This window comes from Denitromonas halophila (genome assembly GCF_007625155.1).
Classification (GTDB): domain Bacteria; phylum Pseudomonadota; class Gammaproteobacteria; order Burkholderiales; family Rhodocyclaceae; genus Nitrogeniibacter; species Nitrogeniibacter halophilus.
Genome location: NZ_VMNK01000020.1, coordinates 11,712 through 29,473, shown reverse-complemented (window position 1 = coordinate 29,473; position 17,762 = coordinate 11,712). Strand labels below are relative to the sequence as shown.

Below are 17,762 nucleotides of genomic sequence, written 5' to 3'. Positions count from 1 at the left end.
CCCTGCGCCAACGACTACAGATGACGACAGCACGTCGCTGCACCGGACAAGGAGACCGCCATGGCAAGCGCGCACCCCGTTCTACTCGTAGCCACCCGCAAGGGCGCGTGGCTTCTGCATGGCGACACCGATCGCCAGCACTGGCGCCTCGATGGCCCGCATTTTCTTGGCCAAATCATCAACCATCTGGTGCTCGATCCGCGCAACGGACGCACCCTGCTCGCCGCAGTGTCCACCGGCCATCTCGGCCCGACCCTTTTCCGCTCCGCCGACCTGGGCGCAAACTGGCAGGAAGCCGCCCAGCCACCGGCCTTTGCCACCACGGCCGACGGCAACGGTCGCAGCGTCAAGCACACCTTCTGGCTCGAGCCCGGCCCGGCCAGCGAGCCCGAGGTGTGGTACGCCGGCACCTCGCCGCAGGGGCTGTTCCGCTCGACCGACGGCGGCGACACCTGGGCGCCGTTTTCCTGCCTCAATGACGATCCGACGTTCCGCGAGTGGATGGGCACCGAACAGGACGGCACGCCGGACGGCCCCAAGCTGCATTCCATCCAGATCGACCCGCGCGACCCGACGCACCTGTACATCGCCATGTCGGGCGGCGGGGTGCACGAATCCACCGACGGCGGGCGCAGCTTCACGCCGCTGCTCGATGGTCTCGCCGTGGTCGAAGGCTTCGACCGCGACACGCCGACCTTCCACGACCCGCACTGCGTGCGCCTGTGCCCCACGCTGCCCGACCGGCTCTACCAGCAGAACCATTGCGGCATCTACCGGCTCGACCGCCCCGCCACCACCTGGCAGCGCATCGGCGACAACATGCCGGCCGAGGTCGGCGATATCGGCTTTCCGCTGGTGCTGCATCCGCACGATCCGGACACGCTGTGGGTCTTCCCCATGAATGGCGACACCGTGTGGCCACGCACCAGCCCGGACGGCAAGCCCGCCGCCTATCGCAGCCGCGACGGCGGCGCGAGCTGGCAACGGCAGGATCACGGCCTGCCCGCCGAGCAGGCCTGGTGGACGGTCAAGCGCCAGGCCATGTGCGCCGACACCGAAGCCACACTGGGGCTCTATGTCGGTACCACCAGCGGCGAACTGTGGGCCAGCCGCGACGAGGGCGACAACTGGCAGTGTCTGGCCCGGCATCTGCCCGAGATCTACGCCCTCAGCATCGGCTATCCGCAAGCCTGATGCGCGTGCTGATCCCCTCCCCGCTGCATGACTACACCCACGCGCCGCGGGTCGAGGCCAATGGCGGCACACTGGGCGCGCTGCTGGACGATCTGGACCGCCAGTTTCCGGGCATCCGCTTTCGCATGGTGGACGAGCAGGGGCAGATCAGGCGCCACATGCGCTGCTTCATCGACGGCGTGCAGATTTTCTCGCTGGCGCACGCCCTCGATGGCACCGACGAAGTGCTCTTCGTGCAGGCGCTCAGTGGCGGCTGAGCGACAATGCTCACTTGCCGTTTTCGAGCACCCAGTCGAAAGCCTGCAGATGCAGGCGGCCGGCGTCTTCCGGGGTCAGCCCGATCCGCTCGCAGGCGGCATGGATGGCGGCGGTGTCGCCGCTGTCCCAGGCGCGGGCCAGCACCAGATACGGGCCGTAGGGGTTGTCAGCCTCGGTGCCGGCCAGGGCCGCGCGAATGGTGTCGCTCATCGGCAGGGTGTCGAGCACGCGGGTGGCCGGCACCTGCAAGACGGTGTCGAGCAGCGACAGCATGCCGAGCACAAACAGCTCGTCACGCTGCGGCACGCTCAGGCTGGCGCCGAGCAACTCCATGAAGCGCGCACGCACCAGCGTGGCCTCGCCGCGCACTTCAGACAAGGTGCCCTTGGGCGCACCAGCGAGCAACAAGAGCATCAACCACCGGTACAGTGGGCGACGCCCGAGCATGAGCATGGCCTGTTCGATGGAGCTGATCGGATTGACCAGCCCCCAGGCCGCGGCATTCACATAGCGCAGCAAGCGGTAGGACAAAGCCACGTCCTGCTTGAGCACGCCAGCCATTTCGCGAATCTCGGCCCCCTGGCGCAACTTGCTGAGCAAGGAGGCCACACGCAGTCCGTTCGGCGAGAAGCGACCGCCAAGATTGGGCGCCCGTTCGCTCACGAAGGGACCCGTGATGGCGGCACAGCCGAGCCGATGGGGCAGCGCCAGATCGTCAACGGTGGGCACATCGAGCGCACACCACGGCAGGCCCGGATAGGTCGCCTTCAAACCCGCCACAAACTGTTCCACGCCATCGAGCGATTCGGCCCCCAGACTGATCGCAAAACCACTCGCATGCGGCACCAGCGACGCCAGCCAGGGCGCGCCGTCGCAGGCCAGCAGCCAGACCCGGAAACCCGCCGTACGCAACTGGGTGACCGCGGCGATGCACGCATCGGAGGCGGGTTCGCCGCGCGCGTCGGAATCCAGAATCAGATGAACGCCATCGCCGCCGAGCGTCGCCAGCGCGACCGCGTCGAGCGCATCAGCATCCAGACACAGGAAAATCTGGCGATGGCTGCGCCAGGCAGGCGAAATGCTGGCGACATGGCTGACCAGCATCGCGTCCAGAAACTGCCTGACCCGCGCGCCGCCGCGCACACGCAAGGTGGCTGCCTCGGACAAGAAGAAGCGATAGCCCAGCGGCTCCGACTTATCGCCCACCACGGCTTCCCACACCAGTACGCCAGCGCTCTGCGCAGACATCCCCGGCGGGACATCCACCGGTGGTACGGGCTGTGCGTCAACAACCGCTGCCACCGGACCGGCCCCCTCTTCGGACGCCGCGGCCTGCGGTCTTGCCGCCTCAACTGCCGCGCCCAGCAATCGACTTAACCAACCCACGGTGTCCCTTCCCTCAGTGATCGACGTGGTGACTACACGCTTTACGGCAACGCGAGAAAAAAATTGAGAACGGCCCTGTCGCCAGACCGACCGTCGGGCGCGGACTCGTTATAGCTTGTGTCATGCCCTATCCGGGTCCGGCCGGGCGCGCTACTGTCAGAGCATGAAGTGCGCGCAAGACGAACCTCGCTCGAATAGAGCACCGCCCCCGGCGCGCACGCCAGGAGAACACATGGGTTTTACGCTTTCCCTGTCAGCGTGCGGCCACTTTGTCCTTTGTCGGGTCAGCGAAGACGTGACACTGGATCTGATCCGCCAGGCAGCGCTCGACGCCACCGCGTTTGGCGATGCCCACGGCACGCAAGGGTTTCTGTTCGATGCACGCGGCACGCGCAATGTCGAATCGATCTTCCGAAACTACCAGTTCGCGCACGAAGAATTGCCGACACTGGGGGTCAACCGTGCGGCCAGCTTCGCCGTTCTGATCGACCCGGACGACCGCTCGCAGAATTTTCTCGAGACCGCCGTCCAAAACGCCGGCTTCGACATGCGCCTGTTCACCGACCCCGACAAAGCCGCGCATTGGCTCGTGCTACGCCAGCCACGCGCCACGCGCATGGGCAATGGCGTCTGACGCGTCATTGTTTTTGAGCGCCGACCGTAAGCATTGCCAGCTCAGCCGGGTCTATCTCCCTGACAGCGCCCTGAACGGACGCCCCAACACCCCGGCAGCCCCGCCTGCCCGATGTCCAGGAGACCCCGCCATGAAACACTTCCACCTTCCCCTCACCGCGGCCCTGTTGGCGCTCGGCATGGGCACCGCCCAGGCAGCCGCTGAACCCACCGTGATCCACTTGAATCAGGTCGGCTGCCAGTTTCTCGAAAGCGAGCACGACATCAATCGCGGCTACACCCCCATGACGGCCGACGATTGCCGCAAGATCAATGCCGAAACCGGCGACAAGCGCCTGGCCGAGGCCAAGGTGCTGAACCTCCAACCCGGCCGCTACGTCTTCCGGGTCAGCAACCAGAACGTGCCTTACGAGCTCGGTTTCTGGCTGCGCGGCGACGGCCTGGCCGCCCGCGCCCTGCTGCCCAGCGTGTCTGGCGGCGGGCTGGTCACCGGCAAGACGCAGGACTACGAGATCGAGCTCAAGGCCGGCGAATATGTCTATTCCTGCCCGCTGAACCCCACCCCCGACTACAAGCTGGTGGTGCGTTAAGCACCTCGGCCACACGCAAAAACGGGCCGTTGATCGGCCCGTTTTACTTTGTTTGCAGGCGCAAGCTCAGCGCAGAGACTCGGTCAGCGCCGCGGCAAAGGTGTCGACGGCGATCGGCAGGTAGCCGATTACATCAATATTGCGATCTTCGTAGACATCGTCGCCCGGCCGGTCGCGCTGGCAATCGGACATGACCGCGTCGCGATGGCGCAACAGGCCCTCGATCTGCGGCCCGTACAAGCGCAGCAAGGCCGTCAGCCAGCGATTGGTCGGCCACGAGGGGAAGGCGTGATCGATCTCGAAGTGTTGCAGGATGGCGATGGCGTCGTCGGCGGCATACCAGGACTCGTCGGTCACCCAGCGGTTGGTGGTGAACAAGCCTGACGGGTAGCCCCAGCCATCCATCGACACCGCAATCAGGTGGCAGATCGCCGCATCGCCGGTCGGACGGGCTTCGCTGGCATGTGGCACCGCCAACGGCACTCGGCCATCGGGCACGCCACCGGCGCGCACAAAGGTATGGAAATGGCCATGCTCGGCGTCGACGCCGCGATGGGCGTGATAGTAATACTGACCATGGGTGTCGCGGTCATACACATCGTCGGCCGGATAGTGCGCCAGTTCGACGAACTCGCCCCCACCGCGCAGCACCTCGCCCACCACATTCAGACCGCCCTTGCGCAAGACCCGATAGCACTCCTCGATGTCACGCGCGGCCGCCTGCATCTGCATGCGCCGGGCACGCGGAATACCCGCCAGATCGGGCAGATAGTCATCCAGTCGAAGCGTCGAAGACATGGCGGCCCCTCCTCGGGCATGAATGCGGTCAAAGCATCGGATCGCGCAGCATCAACGCACTGCCGGGTATCGTCAGCGTTGCGCTCGCGGCGGGCAAAACACACATCGGGCGCCCTCAGGCGCCCGATGTTCAGCGCGCCGTCATGCCGACAATAGCGGCGACAGCGGGCCGGATCAAGCTCAGGATGCTTTGCAGGGACTCTTCGCAGCGCACGGATTGCGGGCAGCACACGGGTTCTTTGCTGCACACGGATTCCGGGCGGCGCCGGGATTGGCGGCACATGGATTCTTCGCAGCGCAGGGATTGGGCTTGTAGCCTTTTTGCACCATGCTCACGTAGGCCACCAGATCGGCCAGTTCGCGCGACTTCCAGTCCAGCGGCTGCGCCGCCATCGGGCGCACCATGCACAGCTGCACCATCTCATCGAGGTGGATCTGCGTCATGCCGTAGTGGTCCATGGCCATCTGCACCGGATGCGGATAGGGCTGGGCAAAGCTGGCCTTGTAGGCGGCGCCGCCGGTATGGCAGCTATTGCACGACAAGCCGTTGGTAGACAGCTGGGTGTCATTGAAGACCGCCTCACCACGCGTGGCGTCGCCCTTCATCGGGACATAACCGGCCGGGCGCGTGATCGCCTTGGCGGCACAGGGGTTGGGAGCTTTGGCGACGCACGGATTGGCTGTACACGGATTCCTTGCCGCGCAGGGGTTTCTCGCGGCGCAGGGGTTTTTTGCCGCGCAGGGGTTTTTGGCCGACCAGGCTTTGCGGTCACGGGCACTGCATGGACTGCACGGCGCGGCGGCCAAAGCGGCGCCACCCGCGGTCATCAAGCCGGTAGCCAGCATGGCCGCGACCAGGGTATGGGGTGTTGATACCTGTGCCATGGGTCTCTCCCGTTCTCTCTGGGGGTGGTTCATTCAACGCCGCTTGCGCCGACATGGCCAACAGGCGCCGAACAAGAACGAACTTGCCCCGGCGTGCTCGCACGCCAGGGCAAGCGGCGAGGCCCGCCAAGCCGATCATCGCGACCTTGGCGGGCGGCCTAATTACATCTTCTTGGCTGCGCAGGGGTTTTTCGCCGCGCAAGGATTCTTGGCAGCACACGGATTCTTCGCCGCGCAGGGGTTTTTCGCCGCGCAAGGATTGGCGGCACAGGGGTTCTTTTTGGCAGCGCACGGGTGCTGTGCCGAGCAGGCGCCTTTCTTCGGCGCGCAGGTGGCGTAGGCCATGCTGCCAGCGGCCATCAGACCAGCGGCGACAAAGGCGGTGGCGAGCTTGCGAGCGGTCGGGTTCTTGGTCATGTGAATCTCCAGGTCTCAAAATGGTGGTTTGCGGTTTGTGTTTGCCGCTTTCGCCCACTGTCAAAACAGCGGACTCACCTGACAGACCGCCGCTTTTTCCGATTCCTTACACACGAGCCGGCATTTCTTGTTCTAGCGCAAGAAATGCAGAACCACTACCTGACCATCTTCCAGGGGCATCCGCCAGCGATCCGGGCCATCCGGCACCAGATTGCCCCCGATGCGCCCGGGCAAATCGACACTCGCCAGCGTCTGCCACTCGCCGACCCAACGCAGCACTCGCATGCGCCGCTGCGCCTGATCCGGCACCAGCAGCGCATCACGATCACCCACGCGCAGCACCTGCCCGAGCCCCAGCGCTGTGCTGCCGATACGGTGCGTGCTGACATCGTCGGTGCGGGCAAACGGAACCAGCCGGGGCGGCGCCACCCGGTAGAGCGTCAGGATGCCGCCAATGTGCGGGGTGAGCACGGCGGCCAGATCGGGGCGCCCGTCGCCGTCGAAGTCGCCGATTCCGACGGGGTTGAGCCAGCGGTTGGGCTGGCCGATGAACGCACTGCTCGCGTGGCGCACCAAGGCGCCGGCATCCACCCGCCAGACGCTCAGCGAGGCACCGCGGTCGGCATCGCTCTCGACCACCACTACGGCGTCGTCACCGCCCCCGCCCAGTGCCATCAGCCGCGGCACGAGGTCTTCAAAGACGCGCGTCTCGGGCAATGTGGCGATATGCGCCTGGCCATCGACCGTGTCGATGCGCAACTGTCCGGCCTCCAGCGCATCGCCCAGCACGGCATGGCCGTAGCGGTCGGTCGGCGCGGCCAGCCAGGCGGCGCGAATCGGCCCGCGCCCGAGCGCAACGGTGCTGTGTGGCAATTGATCGGGGCGCGTGGCGGCGGCGCTCACCGGGGCCACGGCATCTGCCAGCGCAAGCCTCAGCTCAAACGCGCCAGCCGGCGCCAGGCCGCTCAGGCAGACCAGGCCCAACAGCAAATGCAACGCACGACGACGCATGAGGCCTCCTCAGGCGCGTCGGCTGGCCGGACGCACCCACAAAAGATAACTGAGCAGCGAACCGCCCATGCCGGCCGAAATGGCGGCGGCCATGGGCACGGTGGAATCCGTAAAGCTGTGACCGACAAAGATACCGAAGGCCGCAGCCAGCGCCATTTGCGAGAAGCCCATCAGCGAGGCGGCGGCACCGGCCATGGTCGGCCACGGCGCGAGCGCAATGGCCGTGGCGTTGGGCATGATGAAGCCGATGCCGCAGGTCACCAGCCACATGGGCACCATGATCGCCGCCGGGTGCTGCCAACCAGTCAGCGCCAGGGCCAGCATCACCACACCGCCCGCACTGCCGACCACCACGCCCGCGGTCAGGATCACATCCGGCCCGTGACGCGAGGCCAGACGGCCGGACGACATGGTGCCGGTGATGAAACCCGACACCATCAACCCGAAGGCCAGACCCATGGTCTGTGGACTGAAGCCGAACAGGTTGATGAACACGAAGGGCGCGCCGGAAATGAAGGCGAACATGCCGGCATAGGCCAGACCGTTGCACAGCAGCACCCCGCGGTAGGTGGTGTCGCGCAACAGCGTGGCGTAGTTGGCCAGGATGCGCCGCGGCTGTATGGCCGTGGGGTCGGGGTGCCGGTTGCTCTCGGCAAGCAGTTGCCAGGTCGCGGCGGTTTGCAAGGCCGAGTAGATGATGAGGAAAACAAAGGTCGCCCGCCAGCTGAAGGCTACCGACAGCCAGCCGCCGAACACCGGCCCGAGCAGCGGCGCCAGCGCCATCGCAGCCGAGATGTACGACAGCATGCGCGCCGAGTCTTTCGGGCCGTAGAGGTCACGCACCACCGTGCGCCCCAGCACCGGCCCGGCACAGGCGCCGATGGCCTGCACAAAGCGCGCGGCGATCAAGGTCTCGATATTGGGCGCGAGCGCGCAGGCAATGCTGGCGGCAAGAAAGATGATCAGCCCGGCGAGCATCAGCGGGCGGCGACCGAAGCGGTCGGACAACGGCCCGTAGAACAGCTGACCGACGGCGAACCCGCCCAAAAAAATCGACAGCGTCAGCTGGGTACCGGCCACATCGGTGCCCAGCGCCGCGGTCATGGCGGGCAGCGACGGCAGGTAGAAGTCGGTCGACAGCGGCCCCAGCGCCACCAGCGTGGTCAACAGGATGGCGATGCCCAACCCGGGCACCGCCTGCACATCGGGCTTACTCGGCATCCGCCTGTGCGCCGGGCGATGCCGCCTGGAAGGCCGGCAAGCCCTCGCAGGCCTCGACAATGCGCATCACCGTCGGCACATGATCGAGCCGGCAGTTGAAGCGCCGCGCGTTGTACACCTGCGGCACCAGACAGCAATCGGCCAGGCCCGGGGTGTCGCCATGGCAGAACACGCCGGTGTCGGGGTGCTCGGCCAGCATGGCCTCGACCGCCGCCAGACCGGTATCGACCCAGTGCCGATACCACTGCATCTTCTGGTCTTCACTCAGGCCCATTTCTCCGGTCAGGTATTGCAACACCCGCAGATTATTGATCGGGTGAATATCGCAGGCAATCGCTTGCGCAATCGCCCGCACCCGGGCCCGCGCGATCAGGTTGCCCGGCAGCAAGGCCGGTTGCGGGCGGAGTTCTTCGAGGTACTCGATGATCGCCAGCGACTGGGTCAGCGTGGCGCCGCGGTCTTCGAGCGTGGGCACCAGTTCGGCGGGATTCACCGCCCGGTAGGCGTCCGAATGCTGCTCGCCGCCATCGCGTGCCAGATGCACCGCCGCGGCGTCCCAGGGCAGGCCCTTGAGATTGAGCGCGATGCGGACGCGGTAGGCCGCCGAGGAGCGAAAATAAGTGTAGAGCTTCATGTCAGTCTCCTGTGCCGGCCATCAGCCGCCCAACACATGCACCAGCCACAGCGCCACGCCCGGAAAGAAGGCGATCAGCACAATGCGCAGCAGGTCCGAGGCGAGGAAGGGCAGCACGCCTCGGAAGGTTTCCTTCATCGGCACATCTTTGGCGAGCGAATTGATGATGAACACGTTCATGCCCACCGGTGGCGTGATCAGGCCGATCTCGACCACCATCAGGGCCAGAATGCCAAACCAGATCGCCTTGTCGCTATAGCCCAGGCCCCAGTAGTCGAGCCCCATGATGATGGGCAGGAAGACCGGAATGGTCAGCAGGATCATCGACAGGCTGTCCATCACGCAGCCGAGCAGCAGATAGACCAGGATCATGGCAAACAACACCACCATCGGCGGGTAGCCGCTGGCCAGCACCCATTCGGCGATCGCCACCGGCATCTGCGACAGCGCCAGGAAGGCGTTGAGCACATCGGCGCCGAGCAGGATCAGGAAGATCATCGCCGTCGCTTCGGCCGCGCCAAGCACCGCCGCCATGAATTCGCGCCAGCGCATCTCGCGCGAGGCCACGGCCAGCGCGGTGGTGGCAAAAGTGCCGACCGCCGCCGCTTCGGTGGGGGTGAAGATGCCGCCGTAGATGCCGCCGATCACGGTGATGAACACCGCCAGAATCGGCCACACCCGGCCGACTGCGTGCAGGCGCTGCCGCCACGGCAGGGGCGCCGAGGCCGGACCGCTGCCCGGCACGAAGCGCGCATACAGCGTCACCACCAGCATGTAGCCGAACATGGCGATCAGGCCGGGGATCAGCGCGGCCATGAACAGCGCGGCCACGTTCTGCTCGGCCAGAATGGCGTAAATCACCAGCACCACCGAGGGCGGAATCAGGATGCCCAGCGTGCCGCCGGCGGCCAGCGCACCGGTGGCCAGCGAAGGCGAGTAATTGCAGCGGCGCAGCTCGGGCAATGCCACCTGCCCCATCGTGGCCGCGGTGGCCAGCGAGGAGCCGCAGATCGCGCCAAAGCCGGCGCAGGCGCCAATCGCGCTCATCGCCACACCGCCGGGGTAGTGCCCGAGAAAGGCATTGGTGGCTTCAAACAGCCGACGCGACAGGCCGCCCTTGGCGGCGACGTTGCCCATCAGCAAGAACAGCGGCACCACCGACAGGTCATACACCGAGAAACGACCGTAAGCGAGGTGCTTGAAGTAATTCATCAGCGGGTCCCAGCCGGACACCAGGGTGTAGCCGATGGAGCCGCCGAGCAGCATGGCCATGCCGATGTGCACGCGGAAGGCGAGCAGCACCAGGGTGAAGGCGCCGATGGCGAAGCCGATTTCAACGGAACTCATTCCATGCCCCCTTCGCTGTGCAGCGTGCCTTGCCAAGCGGTGTAGGCGGCGGTCAGGCCGAGCAGGAAGAAGCCCGGACCGAGCGTGGTGTAGGACCACCACAGTGGCCAGCCGAGCAACATGGTGGTCTCGCCGGTCTCGTACGCTTCCCACGCGCCAACGAAGCTGCGCCAGGAGATGACGAAGGCCAGCACCATGAGCAGCACCGCGGCAATGCGGTCGAGCACGCCGCGCACGGCCGGCGAGGCGGTGTGGGTGAAGAAGTCGACGATCACGTGCGCGTTCTTCATCTGCGCCCAGGGCAGAAAGGCGGCCACGGCCAGCGCGCAACCCATCTGCACCAGCTCGACATCGCCGAGCACCGGCTCGTCGGTCAGCCAGCGGCCGACCACGCTATACACCGACACCCCGCAGATCGCGAACAGGGTCAGGCTGCCGCCGATGGCGGAGAGCATCGACCAGTTGTAGAGAAAACGTCCGATCGGGTCGCGCGGACGCGGGTCCGGCATGTCGTCGGACCGGGGGATTGCTTCAGCCATGGGGAACTCTCTTGGTCAGAGGCGCGCCCGCAGGCGCAGTGGCGCTTCGTCCGCCGGGGCCGGCAACGCCAGCCCCGGTGACCCACCTTATTGTGCGTTGGCTTGCTTGATCAGGCTCTTGGCAGTGTCGAGCATGGCCTGGCCCTTGTAGCCCTTGCCATTCATTTCCTTGACCCAGCTCTCGGCCAGCTTGTCGCCCACCTTGCGCCACTTGGTCAGCTCCTCGACCGAGATCTTGGCAAACTCGTTGCCGTGCGCGACGGCCTTTTCGCGGGCCGGCGGGGCCGACACATCCCAAGCCTTGCCGATCGAGGCCGAGAAATCGGCGCCGGAGTTGGCGTCGATGACCTTCTTCAGATCGTCCGGCAGGCTGTCGTACTTGGCCGGGTTCATCGCCACCACAAACAGCGTGGTGTAGAGCGAGGGCAGCGAGCCTTCGGTCTCGGAGTGGTACTTGGTCATCTCGTGCAGCTTGATCGCCGGGATCACTTCCCAGGGCAGCACATAGCCATCGACCACGCCTTTCGACACGGCCTCGGCCACCGCCGGCATCGGCATGGCCACCGGGGTGGCGCCAAAGGCGGCGATCATCTTGTTGGTCATGCGGGTCGGGGCGCGCATCTTGAGGCCGCGGAAATCCGACATCTTGGTGATCGGGCGCTTGTTGTTGTGCACATAGCCTTCGTCATGCACATGGAAGGCCAGCGGCTTCACGTTGGCGAAGTCTTCCTTGCCGAACTGCTCGTAGTACAGCCACGCAGCGCGGCTGGCCGGCTCGGCGCGGTTGGTCATGAAGGGCAGCTCGAAGGCTTCCATCGACGGGAAGCGGCCGGCGGTGTAGCCGGGCAGGGTCCACACGATGTCGGCCACGCCGTCCTGCGCCTGCTGGATCAGTTGCGGCGGCGTGCCGCCGAGCTGCATCGCCGGGTAGATCTGGCACTTCATGCGACCGGCCGACTCCTGCTCGATCTTGGCACACCACGGCTCCAGCACTTTTTGCTGACTCATCGCGGTGGGCGGCCAGAAGTGCGCCACCTTGAGGATGATCGGCTCGTCGGCCAGGGCGGCGGTGCTGCCAAGCAGCGCGATGGCTGCGGTGATCAGGGTCTTTTTCATGTCTCGTCCACCTTTTTTATGTTGGGTTGCTGCGGGGCTACGACGCGCGGGGCGTCACCACGGTGTTGTCGATGGTGCCAAAAATGCTGTGGCCGGCCGCGTCCTTCATCTCGATGCGCACCCGGTCGCCGGGCTGCATGAAGGGGGTCACCGGTTTGCCTTGCTCGATGGTTTCGTACATGCGCACCTCGGCCAGGCAGCAATAACCGACGCCGCCGTTGTCGATGCTCGACCCCCACAGGTCGCCCTGCTTGTTGGAGACCGTGCCCGAACCGATGATCGAACCGGCTTCGAGCTCACGCGTCTTGGCCACATGCGCCACCAGCTGACCGAAGTTGAAGGTCATGTCGACGCCCGCATTGGGCTTGCCGAAGGGCTTGCCGTTCAGCTCGACCAGCAGCGGCAAATGCAGCTTGGCGCCCTGCCAGGCCTCGCCCAGTTCGTCGGGCGTGACCGCCACCGGGCTGAAGCTTGATGCGGGCTTGGACTGGAAGAAACCGAAGCCCTTGGCCAGTTCGTTGGGGATCAGGTTGCGCAGCGACACGTCATTGACCAGCATCACCAGGCGAATCGCCTCGGCCGCTTGCTCGGGCGTTGCGCCCATGGGCACATCGCCGGTCACCACGGTCACTTCGGCTTCGAAATCGATACCCCAGACCGGATCGGCCACCACGGTATCGCGCGGGCCGACGAAACTGTCGGAGCCGCCCTGATACATCAGCGGATCGGTGTAGAAGGACGCGGGCAACTCCGCCCCGCGCGCCTTGCGCACCAGCTCCACATGGTTGATGTAGGCCGAGCCATCGGCCCACTGATAAGCGCGCGGCAGCGGCGAGTGGCAGGCGGCCGCATCAAAGGGCTCGGCGTGGCGGGCCGCGCCATTGTTGAGCGCCTCGTACACCGCGGCCAGCTGCGGCGCGGTGTCGGCCCAGTTGTCGAGCGCCTGCTGCAGCGTCGCGGCCACCTCGGGCACACGCTGGCAACGGGTGAGGTCGCGGTTGACCACCACCAGCGTGCCGTCGCGTCCGCCCGCTTTCAGGGTTGCGAGTTTCACTTGAACATCTCCACATAACTGCCGTCGTGCATCCACGCGGCGTGCTTGGGCGCCTTCTTGGTCTTGGCCCACTCCTCGAGCATGTCCCACTTCACGGTGTCGAGCGCTTCGAGCATACCCGGACGCAGCGTGTTGGCGGCCAGCTCCAGACGGTGACCATTCGGATCAAAGAAGTAGATCGACTTGAACAGCGCGTGGTCGGTCGGGCCGATCACCTCAATGCCGGCGGCCTCGAGCCGCGCCTTGGCGGCCATCAGCGTTTCCATCGAATCGACTTCCAGCGCCAGGTGCTGGGTCCAGTTCGGCGTGTTTTCGTCGCGGCCCATCGGCGAGCAGGTCGGCAGCTCGAAGAAGGCCAGCACGTTGCCCATGCCCGCATCCATGAAGATGTGCATATAGGGATCGGGAGCGCCAGTGGAAGGTACGGCGTCCTCGGCGATCGACAGCACCAGCTTCATGTCGAGGTGCTTTTCGTACCAGCGCGCCGTCTCCAGCGCGTCAATGCAACGGTATGCCACGTGATGGATTTTCTGGACCAAGCTCATTTTGCTGTCTCCTTTATGCGGACCTGACCGGTCTCTGCGCGTTTCGGGCCGATGCCACTGGCCGATGTGTCCATTACAGCCCAGAACGATCTATCATACAAACAGCTTTTTCAGATCAATTTATCGGATGATCTAATGAATATCACCCTGCGCCAGCTCCGCGCCTTTGTCGCCGTCTCGCGCACCGGCAGCTTCACCCTCGCCGCCGAGAGCCTGTTCATCACGCAATCCGCGCTGTCCGGCCTGATCAAGGAACTCGAAAGCTCGCTCAGCCTGCGCCTGATCGACCGCAGCACTCGCCGCATCCAGCTCTCCGACACCGGCCGCGAGCTCTACCCGCTGATCGAGAAAATCCTGCACGACCTCGACAACGTCATCGACGAAGCCACCAAACTCAAAGCCCTCAAGAAAGGCACCGTGCGCGTCGCCGCCCCGCAGCTGATGGCCTGCACCCTGCTGCCCGAGGTCATCGCCGCCTACAGCGCCGAACACCCCGACATCCGCATCCGGCTCGTCGATTGTGCGGTCGAGAGCGTCGTCTCGCGCGTGTTCTCCGGCGAGGTCGACTTCGGCGTCGGCCCCGAACGCGACCCCAACTCCGACATCGACGCCACCACCCTGTTCGAGCTGCCCTTTGTCGCCGTCTTCCCGCCCGATCACGCCCTCGCCAAACAGAAAACCGTCGGCTGGACCGACCTCGAAGCCTGGCCACTGATCGCCCTGCAAGGCCAATTCACCGAACGCCTGTCGGTCGACCTGCACACCGCCATGCGCGAAAAATCCCTCGACCCCAACACCACCGTCGCCTTCATGTCCACCGCCCTCAGCATGGTCAGTTCAGGCCTCGGCATCACCGTCTGCATCCCCTACGCCGCCTCGCTCGTGCGGCTGTACGGGTTGGAGATGCGCCCGCTGGTCGACCCGGTGGTGACACGACGCTTCTACACCTTCAGCCGCAACGGCCGATCGCTCACGCCCGCGTCGCAGAGTTTTCGGGATTTTCTGTTTCGGTATATCGGGGAGCATGAGGGGTATGCGAAGTGAATCCAACGAGAAGCCCGCTCACTCTGACCACTGGAGGGCTGATACTTCAAACGATGGCGTCCGGGGCGACTCAGTCCGCCTACCCCGTAGGTCCGACTGGCGCAGCTGTTTTGCAGCAAGCAGCGGCGGAGGAAGAGCAAATGCCTTTCGACTATCTCACTTTACTGCGAACTATGACGTTCGGCGGGACAGGAAATGTGCAACTCCTTGCGATTGAAGCCGGCATCTCGCAACAACGTTTTGTAGCCCGAAGGGCACACTTGGTTTGCCTTGTCATAGCAGATGTTCCAACCAAGGCTTGCTCCGCACGCGATCAAATACTCCACTGAGCCGTCGGGACGCCGTATTTCTTGGACTGTGGAACACCCAGCTATCATGAGGAAAATAGAAGTCAAGAGCACAGTTCTCATTGATTTTCCCCCTGCTTGATTGGATACGAACTAGTGATAGACGACAACGATACCCAGTAGCATCACACGTTATCTCAAAAAAAGGCCGCCATCCTCAAAGCTCATACCTTGAGTAGATTCGATGTGGCTGAATCTATTCCAACACGGCGCAACCGTTGAACGGTGCAATGCCCTTCGGTTATTGCACCTTGCCGCCGAGCCGACCTCCCGGTTCGACCAAGGCCACACAGGCAAGCACCCACCTCGCCCCTCTGCCGTGCCGACCGCAGCAAGTGCGGGGTGGAAAAAGCGGCTTCGCTTGTTTGAGCCCGCAGGGCGAGTTTGCGAAGCTGCCCGCCCCGTGCTTGCGGAGGGAGGGAAGCCCGAAGGGCCACGACGGCGGGGTGTGCTTCTTTGCTTATCTTTCTTGCACAAGCAAGAAAGTAAGTCGCCCGCCGGGGCGAGACCCGGCCAACGGATGGTCGAATCCAGCAGGGTAATCAAGGTCCAACATCGGGCGCGTAACCGCGTGGGCGCCGCGGCCTTGCAGAGCCTCTCAGCGCCGTAGGGCGGATAAGGCGCATCCGCCATCGGTGCCGCGTCGGGGCGGTGTTCGGCGGATGCGCTGCGCTTATCCGCCCTACGGCACGGTCAACGAGAAACGGCGAGCCGCGGCCCGCCGTTTCTTCACTGCGACAGGAGCGCATCAAACCCCTTCGCGGGCCTTGTCCATCGCCTCGCGCAGCACGCTGATGTCGCCAATATGGTTCGACAACAGCAGAATCAAGCGCGCGTTGACCATGGCCGACTGTTCGTCGGTGAGGTCGCGGTGCATGTCGATGAGGGCTTCGTAGAAGTCGTCGCCGGGGCTGAAGGTCTGAAAGTAGCGCTTGCCCGGTTCGGCGAAATTGCTGGTGGTGATCAGGGACATGGTCGGTCTCCTCAGGCGTTGCAGGTGGCCACGGCCACGGCTTTCTTGACGGCGGCGGCGTCGAAGGCGCGCCAGCGGGCGGCGACATGCTGGTCTGGGCGGGCCAGATAGCAGGTGCCGGGCTGGGCGTCGTAGCGTTCGGCAATGCAGCCGCGGGTGTCGATGACGGTTTTGAGGCCGGCCGGGGCGATGCCGGTCTTGGCAACGACAATGACCTGCACCGGCACGGTGTTGTTGGCCAGGTCAGCCAGCGCGGCGGCATCGGCCACCTGGCTCGCGTCATCGGCAAACACCAGCAACTGGAAGCGGTTGCCGAGCACCTGCAGCAGCCACGACTCGCCGGTGTCGGTTTCGATGGGCGCATCGTCCATCGGCGCGCCCGGCACCATCTTGCCGGCGAAAGCGTCGGTGTCAGCGGTGTTGAGCCGCGATTCGGTGAGGTAGGCGGGCACCGAGAGCCGGCCGGAGTTCACCAGCGCACGGGCAAACGGGTAGTGCTCGGCGAGGCCCAGCACGGCGTTGCGGAAGGTTTTGCTGGTGGTGCTCTTGGGGGTGATGAAATCGGTGGAGCGGGTCGAGTTCATCAGGTTTTCGTCGGCCGCGAACACGCGCTCTTCGGAGTAGGTGTCGAGCAGCGTGGACGGCGCTTTGCCGTCCATCACCAGCTTGAGCTTCCAGGCCAGGTTGTCGGTGTCCTGGATGCCCGAGTTGGCGCCCCGCGCACCGAAGGGCGAGACCTGGTGCGCGGCGTCACCGACAAACAGCACGCGGCCGTGGCGGAAGCTGTTCATGCGGCGGCACTGGAAGGTGTAGACGCTGACCCATTCGAGATCGAATTCGCGGTCATCGCCCAACATCGCCTTGATGCGCGGGACGACGTTCTCGGGCTTTTTCTCTTCCGCCGGGTCGGCATTCCAGCCGAGCTGGAAGTCGATGCGGAACACGTTATCTGACTGACGATGCAGCAGCACCGACTGATTGCGGTGGAAGGGCGGATCAAACCAGAACCAGCGCTCGGTCGGGAAGTCGGCCTTCATCACCACGTCGGCGATCAGAAAGCGATCCATGAAGATCTTGCCGTCGATGTCCAGCCCCAGCATGGTGCGGATGCTCGAGCGGGCGCCGTCGCCGACCACCAGCCAGTCGGCCTCAATGTTGTAGACGCCGTCGGGCGTCTCGACGCGCAGGCCGGTGGTGTCTTCGCCGGGGTTCACCGCGATCACGGTGCTCTTCCAGCGCAGATCCACACCGACTTCGACGGCGCGCTTCACCAAATACTCCTCCAGGTAGTACTGCTGGAGGTTGATCATGCCCGGGCGGTGATGATCCGGCTCGGGGCAGAGGTTGAAGTTGAACACCTCTTCTTCGCGGAAGAAGGTGCGGCCGACGTTCCACGACACGCCTTTATTCACCATCTCGTCGCCACAGCCGAGGCGGTCGAGCACCTCCAGCGCGCGCTTGGCGTAGCACACCCCGCGCGAGCCGATCGACACCGTGTCGTCGTTGTCCAGCACCACCACTTTCTGGCCCTGGATCGCCAGATCGATCGCCGCCGACAAGCCCACCGGGCCGGCTCCGACCACCACTACCGGGTAACGCCCCGGCGCGCCGTTCTCACCTGCGGCCAGTTCAGCCGGCTTGCGATATTCGTACTTGGGATACTGATAGGTACTCAGCACGTCGCGTCCTCCTTTGGACATTTTTAGGATCTCGCCCGGTCTGTTCGTTGTGCGCCGGGTTGGGGATCTGGCGGCCCGTGGGCCACCGGGG

Annotated in this window: 19 protein-coding genes; 6 read left to right on the top strand and 13 right to left on the bottom strand. The window is 65.0% G+C overall.

Going from position 1 to position 17,762, the window contains the following annotated elements:
* The first annotated feature begins 60 nt into the window (after positions 1–60).
* Together FHP91_RS19670 and FHP91_RS19665 are read left to right on the top strand one after the other, a co-directional pair.
* On the top strand, positions 61–1,194 hold the full coding sequence (locus FHP91_RS19670) for a WD40/YVTN/BNR-like repeat-containing protein (RefSeq protein WP_144311207.1): 1,134 nt from the start codon (positions 61–63) through the stop codon (positions 1,192–1,194).
* Positions 1,194–1,451 carry a MoaD/ThiS family protein gene (locus FHP91_RS19665; RefSeq protein ID WP_144311206.1) on the top strand — a complete coding sequence of 86 codons (258 nt, stop codon included), beginning with the start codon at positions 1,194–1,196 and terminating at the stop codon, positions 1,449–1,451. The genes FHP91_RS19670 and FHP91_RS19665 overlap by 1 nt, the downstream gene beginning before the upstream one ends.
* Before the next feature lie 10 nt (positions 1,452–1,461).
* Here the strand turns inward: FHP91_RS19665 and FHP91_RS19660 are convergent, their stop codons facing one another.
* On the bottom strand, positions 1,462–2,700 hold the full coding sequence (locus FHP91_RS19660) for an EAL and HDOD domain-containing protein (protein ID WP_144311205.1): 1,239 nt from the start codon (positions 2,698–2,700) through the stop codon (positions 1,462–1,464).
* 370 nt (positions 2,701–3,070) lie between these two features.
* On the opposite strand from FHP91_RS19660, the gene FHP91_RS19655 reads away from it, so the two are divergent.
* Both FHP91_RS19655 and FHP91_RS19650 read left to right on the top strand, forming a co-directional pair.
* On the top strand, positions 3,071–3,472 hold the full coding sequence (locus tag FHP91_RS19655; RefSeq protein ID WP_144311204.1) for a hypothetical protein: 402 nt from the start codon (positions 3,071–3,073) through the stop codon (positions 3,470–3,472).
* A gap of 130 nt (positions 3,473–3,602) precedes the next feature.
* Positions 3,603–4,061: a hypothetical protein gene (locus FHP91_RS19650; RefSeq protein WP_222105263.1), complete on the top strand. Its 459-nt coding sequence runs from the start codon at positions 3,603–3,605 to the stop codon at positions 4,059–4,061.
* A 66-nt stretch (positions 4,062–4,127) separates the two neighbouring features.
* Here FHP91_RS19650 and FHP91_RS19645 read toward each other — a convergent pair whose 3' ends face one another.
* Together FHP91_RS19645 and FHP91_RS21545 are read right to left on the bottom strand one after the other, a co-directional pair.
* Positions 4,128–4,859 (bottom strand): DUF6969 family protein, encoded by a 732-nt coding sequence (locus FHP91_RS19645; protein WP_144311203.1) that lies wholly within the window; start codon positions 4,857–4,859, stop codon positions 4,128–4,130.
* 180 nt (positions 4,860–5,039) lie between these two features.
* A complete protein-coding gene (locus FHP91_RS21545) occupies positions 5,040–5,465 on the bottom strand; it encodes a hypothetical protein (protein ID WP_246116384.1) in 426 nt (141 codons plus the stop codon).
* 22 nt (positions 5,466–5,487) lie between these two features.
* On the opposite strand from FHP91_RS21545, the gene FHP91_RS21540 reads away from it, so the two are divergent.
* Positions 5,488–6,084 (top strand): hypothetical protein, encoded by a 597-nt coding sequence (locus tag FHP91_RS21540; protein ID WP_246116383.1) that lies wholly within the window; start codon positions 5,488–5,490, stop codon positions 6,082–6,084.
* 209 nt (positions 6,085–6,293) lie between these two features.
* Here FHP91_RS21540 and FHP91_RS19630 read toward each other — a convergent pair whose 3' ends face one another.
* The 8 genes from FHP91_RS19630 to FHP91_RS19595 all read right to left on the bottom strand — a co-directional run bounded on the left by FHP91_RS19630 (position 6,294) and on the right by FHP91_RS19595 (position 13,628).
* The gene (locus FHP91_RS19630) at positions 6,294–7,172 is read right to left on the bottom strand and encodes a hypothetical protein (RefSeq protein WP_144311201.1); all 879 of its coding nucleotides are present in this window, start codon (positions 7,170–7,172) and stop codon (positions 6,294–6,296) included.
* A gap of 9 nt (positions 7,173–7,181) precedes the next feature.
* Positions 7,182–8,393 (bottom strand): multidrug effflux MFS transporter, encoded by a 1,212-nt coding sequence (locus FHP91_RS19625; RefSeq protein ID WP_144311200.1) that lies wholly within the window; start codon positions 8,391–8,393, stop codon positions 7,182–7,184.
* The gene (maiA, locus tag FHP91_RS19620) at positions 8,383–9,027 is read right to left on the bottom strand and encodes a maleylacetoacetate isomerase (protein ID WP_144311199.1); all 645 of its coding nucleotides are present in this window, start codon (positions 9,025–9,027) and stop codon (positions 8,383–8,385) included. Before maiA ends, FHP91_RS19625 begins: the two co-directional genes overlap by 11 nt.
* A gap of 21 nt (positions 9,028–9,048) precedes the next feature.
* Positions 9,049–10,374 (bottom strand): TRAP transporter large permease, encoded by a 1,326-nt coding sequence (locus tag FHP91_RS19615; protein WP_144311198.1) that lies wholly within the window; start codon positions 10,372–10,374, stop codon positions 9,049–9,051.
* Complete coding sequence (locus FHP91_RS19610; RefSeq protein ID WP_144311197.1) at positions 10,371–10,913, bottom strand: TRAP transporter small permease; 543 nt, start codon at positions 10,911–10,913, stop codon at positions 10,371–10,373. The genes FHP91_RS19615 and FHP91_RS19610 overlap by 4 nt, the downstream gene beginning before the upstream one ends.
* 87 nt (positions 10,914–11,000) lie before the next feature.
* Positions 11,001–12,029 carry a TRAP transporter substrate-binding protein gene (locus tag FHP91_RS19605; RefSeq protein ID WP_144177563.1) on the bottom strand — a complete coding sequence of 343 codons (1,029 nt, stop codon included), beginning with the start codon at positions 12,027–12,029 and terminating at the stop codon, positions 11,001–11,003.
* A gap of 37 nt (positions 12,030–12,066) precedes the next feature.
* Positions 12,067–13,083 carry a fumarylacetoacetate hydrolase family protein gene (locus FHP91_RS19600; RefSeq protein ID WP_144311196.1) on the bottom strand — a complete coding sequence of 339 codons (1,017 nt, stop codon included), beginning with the start codon at positions 13,081–13,083 and terminating at the stop codon, positions 12,067–12,069.
* Positions 13,080–13,628: a VOC family protein gene (locus tag FHP91_RS19595; protein ID WP_144311195.1), complete on the bottom strand. Its 549-nt coding sequence runs from the start codon at positions 13,626–13,628 to the stop codon at positions 13,080–13,082. The genes FHP91_RS19600 and FHP91_RS19595 overlap by 4 nt, the downstream gene beginning before the upstream one ends.
* A 135-nt stretch (positions 13,629–13,763) precedes the next feature.
* On the opposite strand from FHP91_RS19595, the gene FHP91_RS19590 reads away from it, so the two are divergent.
* The gene (locus tag FHP91_RS19590; RefSeq protein ID WP_144311194.1) at positions 13,764–14,672 is read left to right on the top strand and encodes a LysR family transcriptional regulator; all 909 of its coding nucleotides are present in this window, start codon (positions 13,764–13,766) and stop codon (positions 14,670–14,672) included.
* A 1,095-nt stretch (positions 14,673–15,767) separates the two neighbouring features.
* Here the strand turns inward: FHP91_RS19590 and FHP91_RS19580 are convergent.
* The gene (locus FHP91_RS19580) at positions 15,768–15,992 is read right to left on the bottom strand and encodes a DUF2783 domain-containing protein (RefSeq protein WP_144177573.1); all 225 of its coding nucleotides are present in this window, start codon (positions 15,990–15,992) and stop codon (positions 15,768–15,770) included.
* Positions 15,993–16,003: 11 nt separating this feature from the next.
* Positions 16,004–17,671, bottom strand: a complete 1,668-nt coding sequence (locus FHP91_RS19575; protein ID WP_144311192.1) for an FAD-dependent oxidoreductase — start codon at positions 17,669–17,671, stop codon at positions 16,004–16,006.
* Positions 17,672–17,762: the final 91 nt, after the last annotated feature.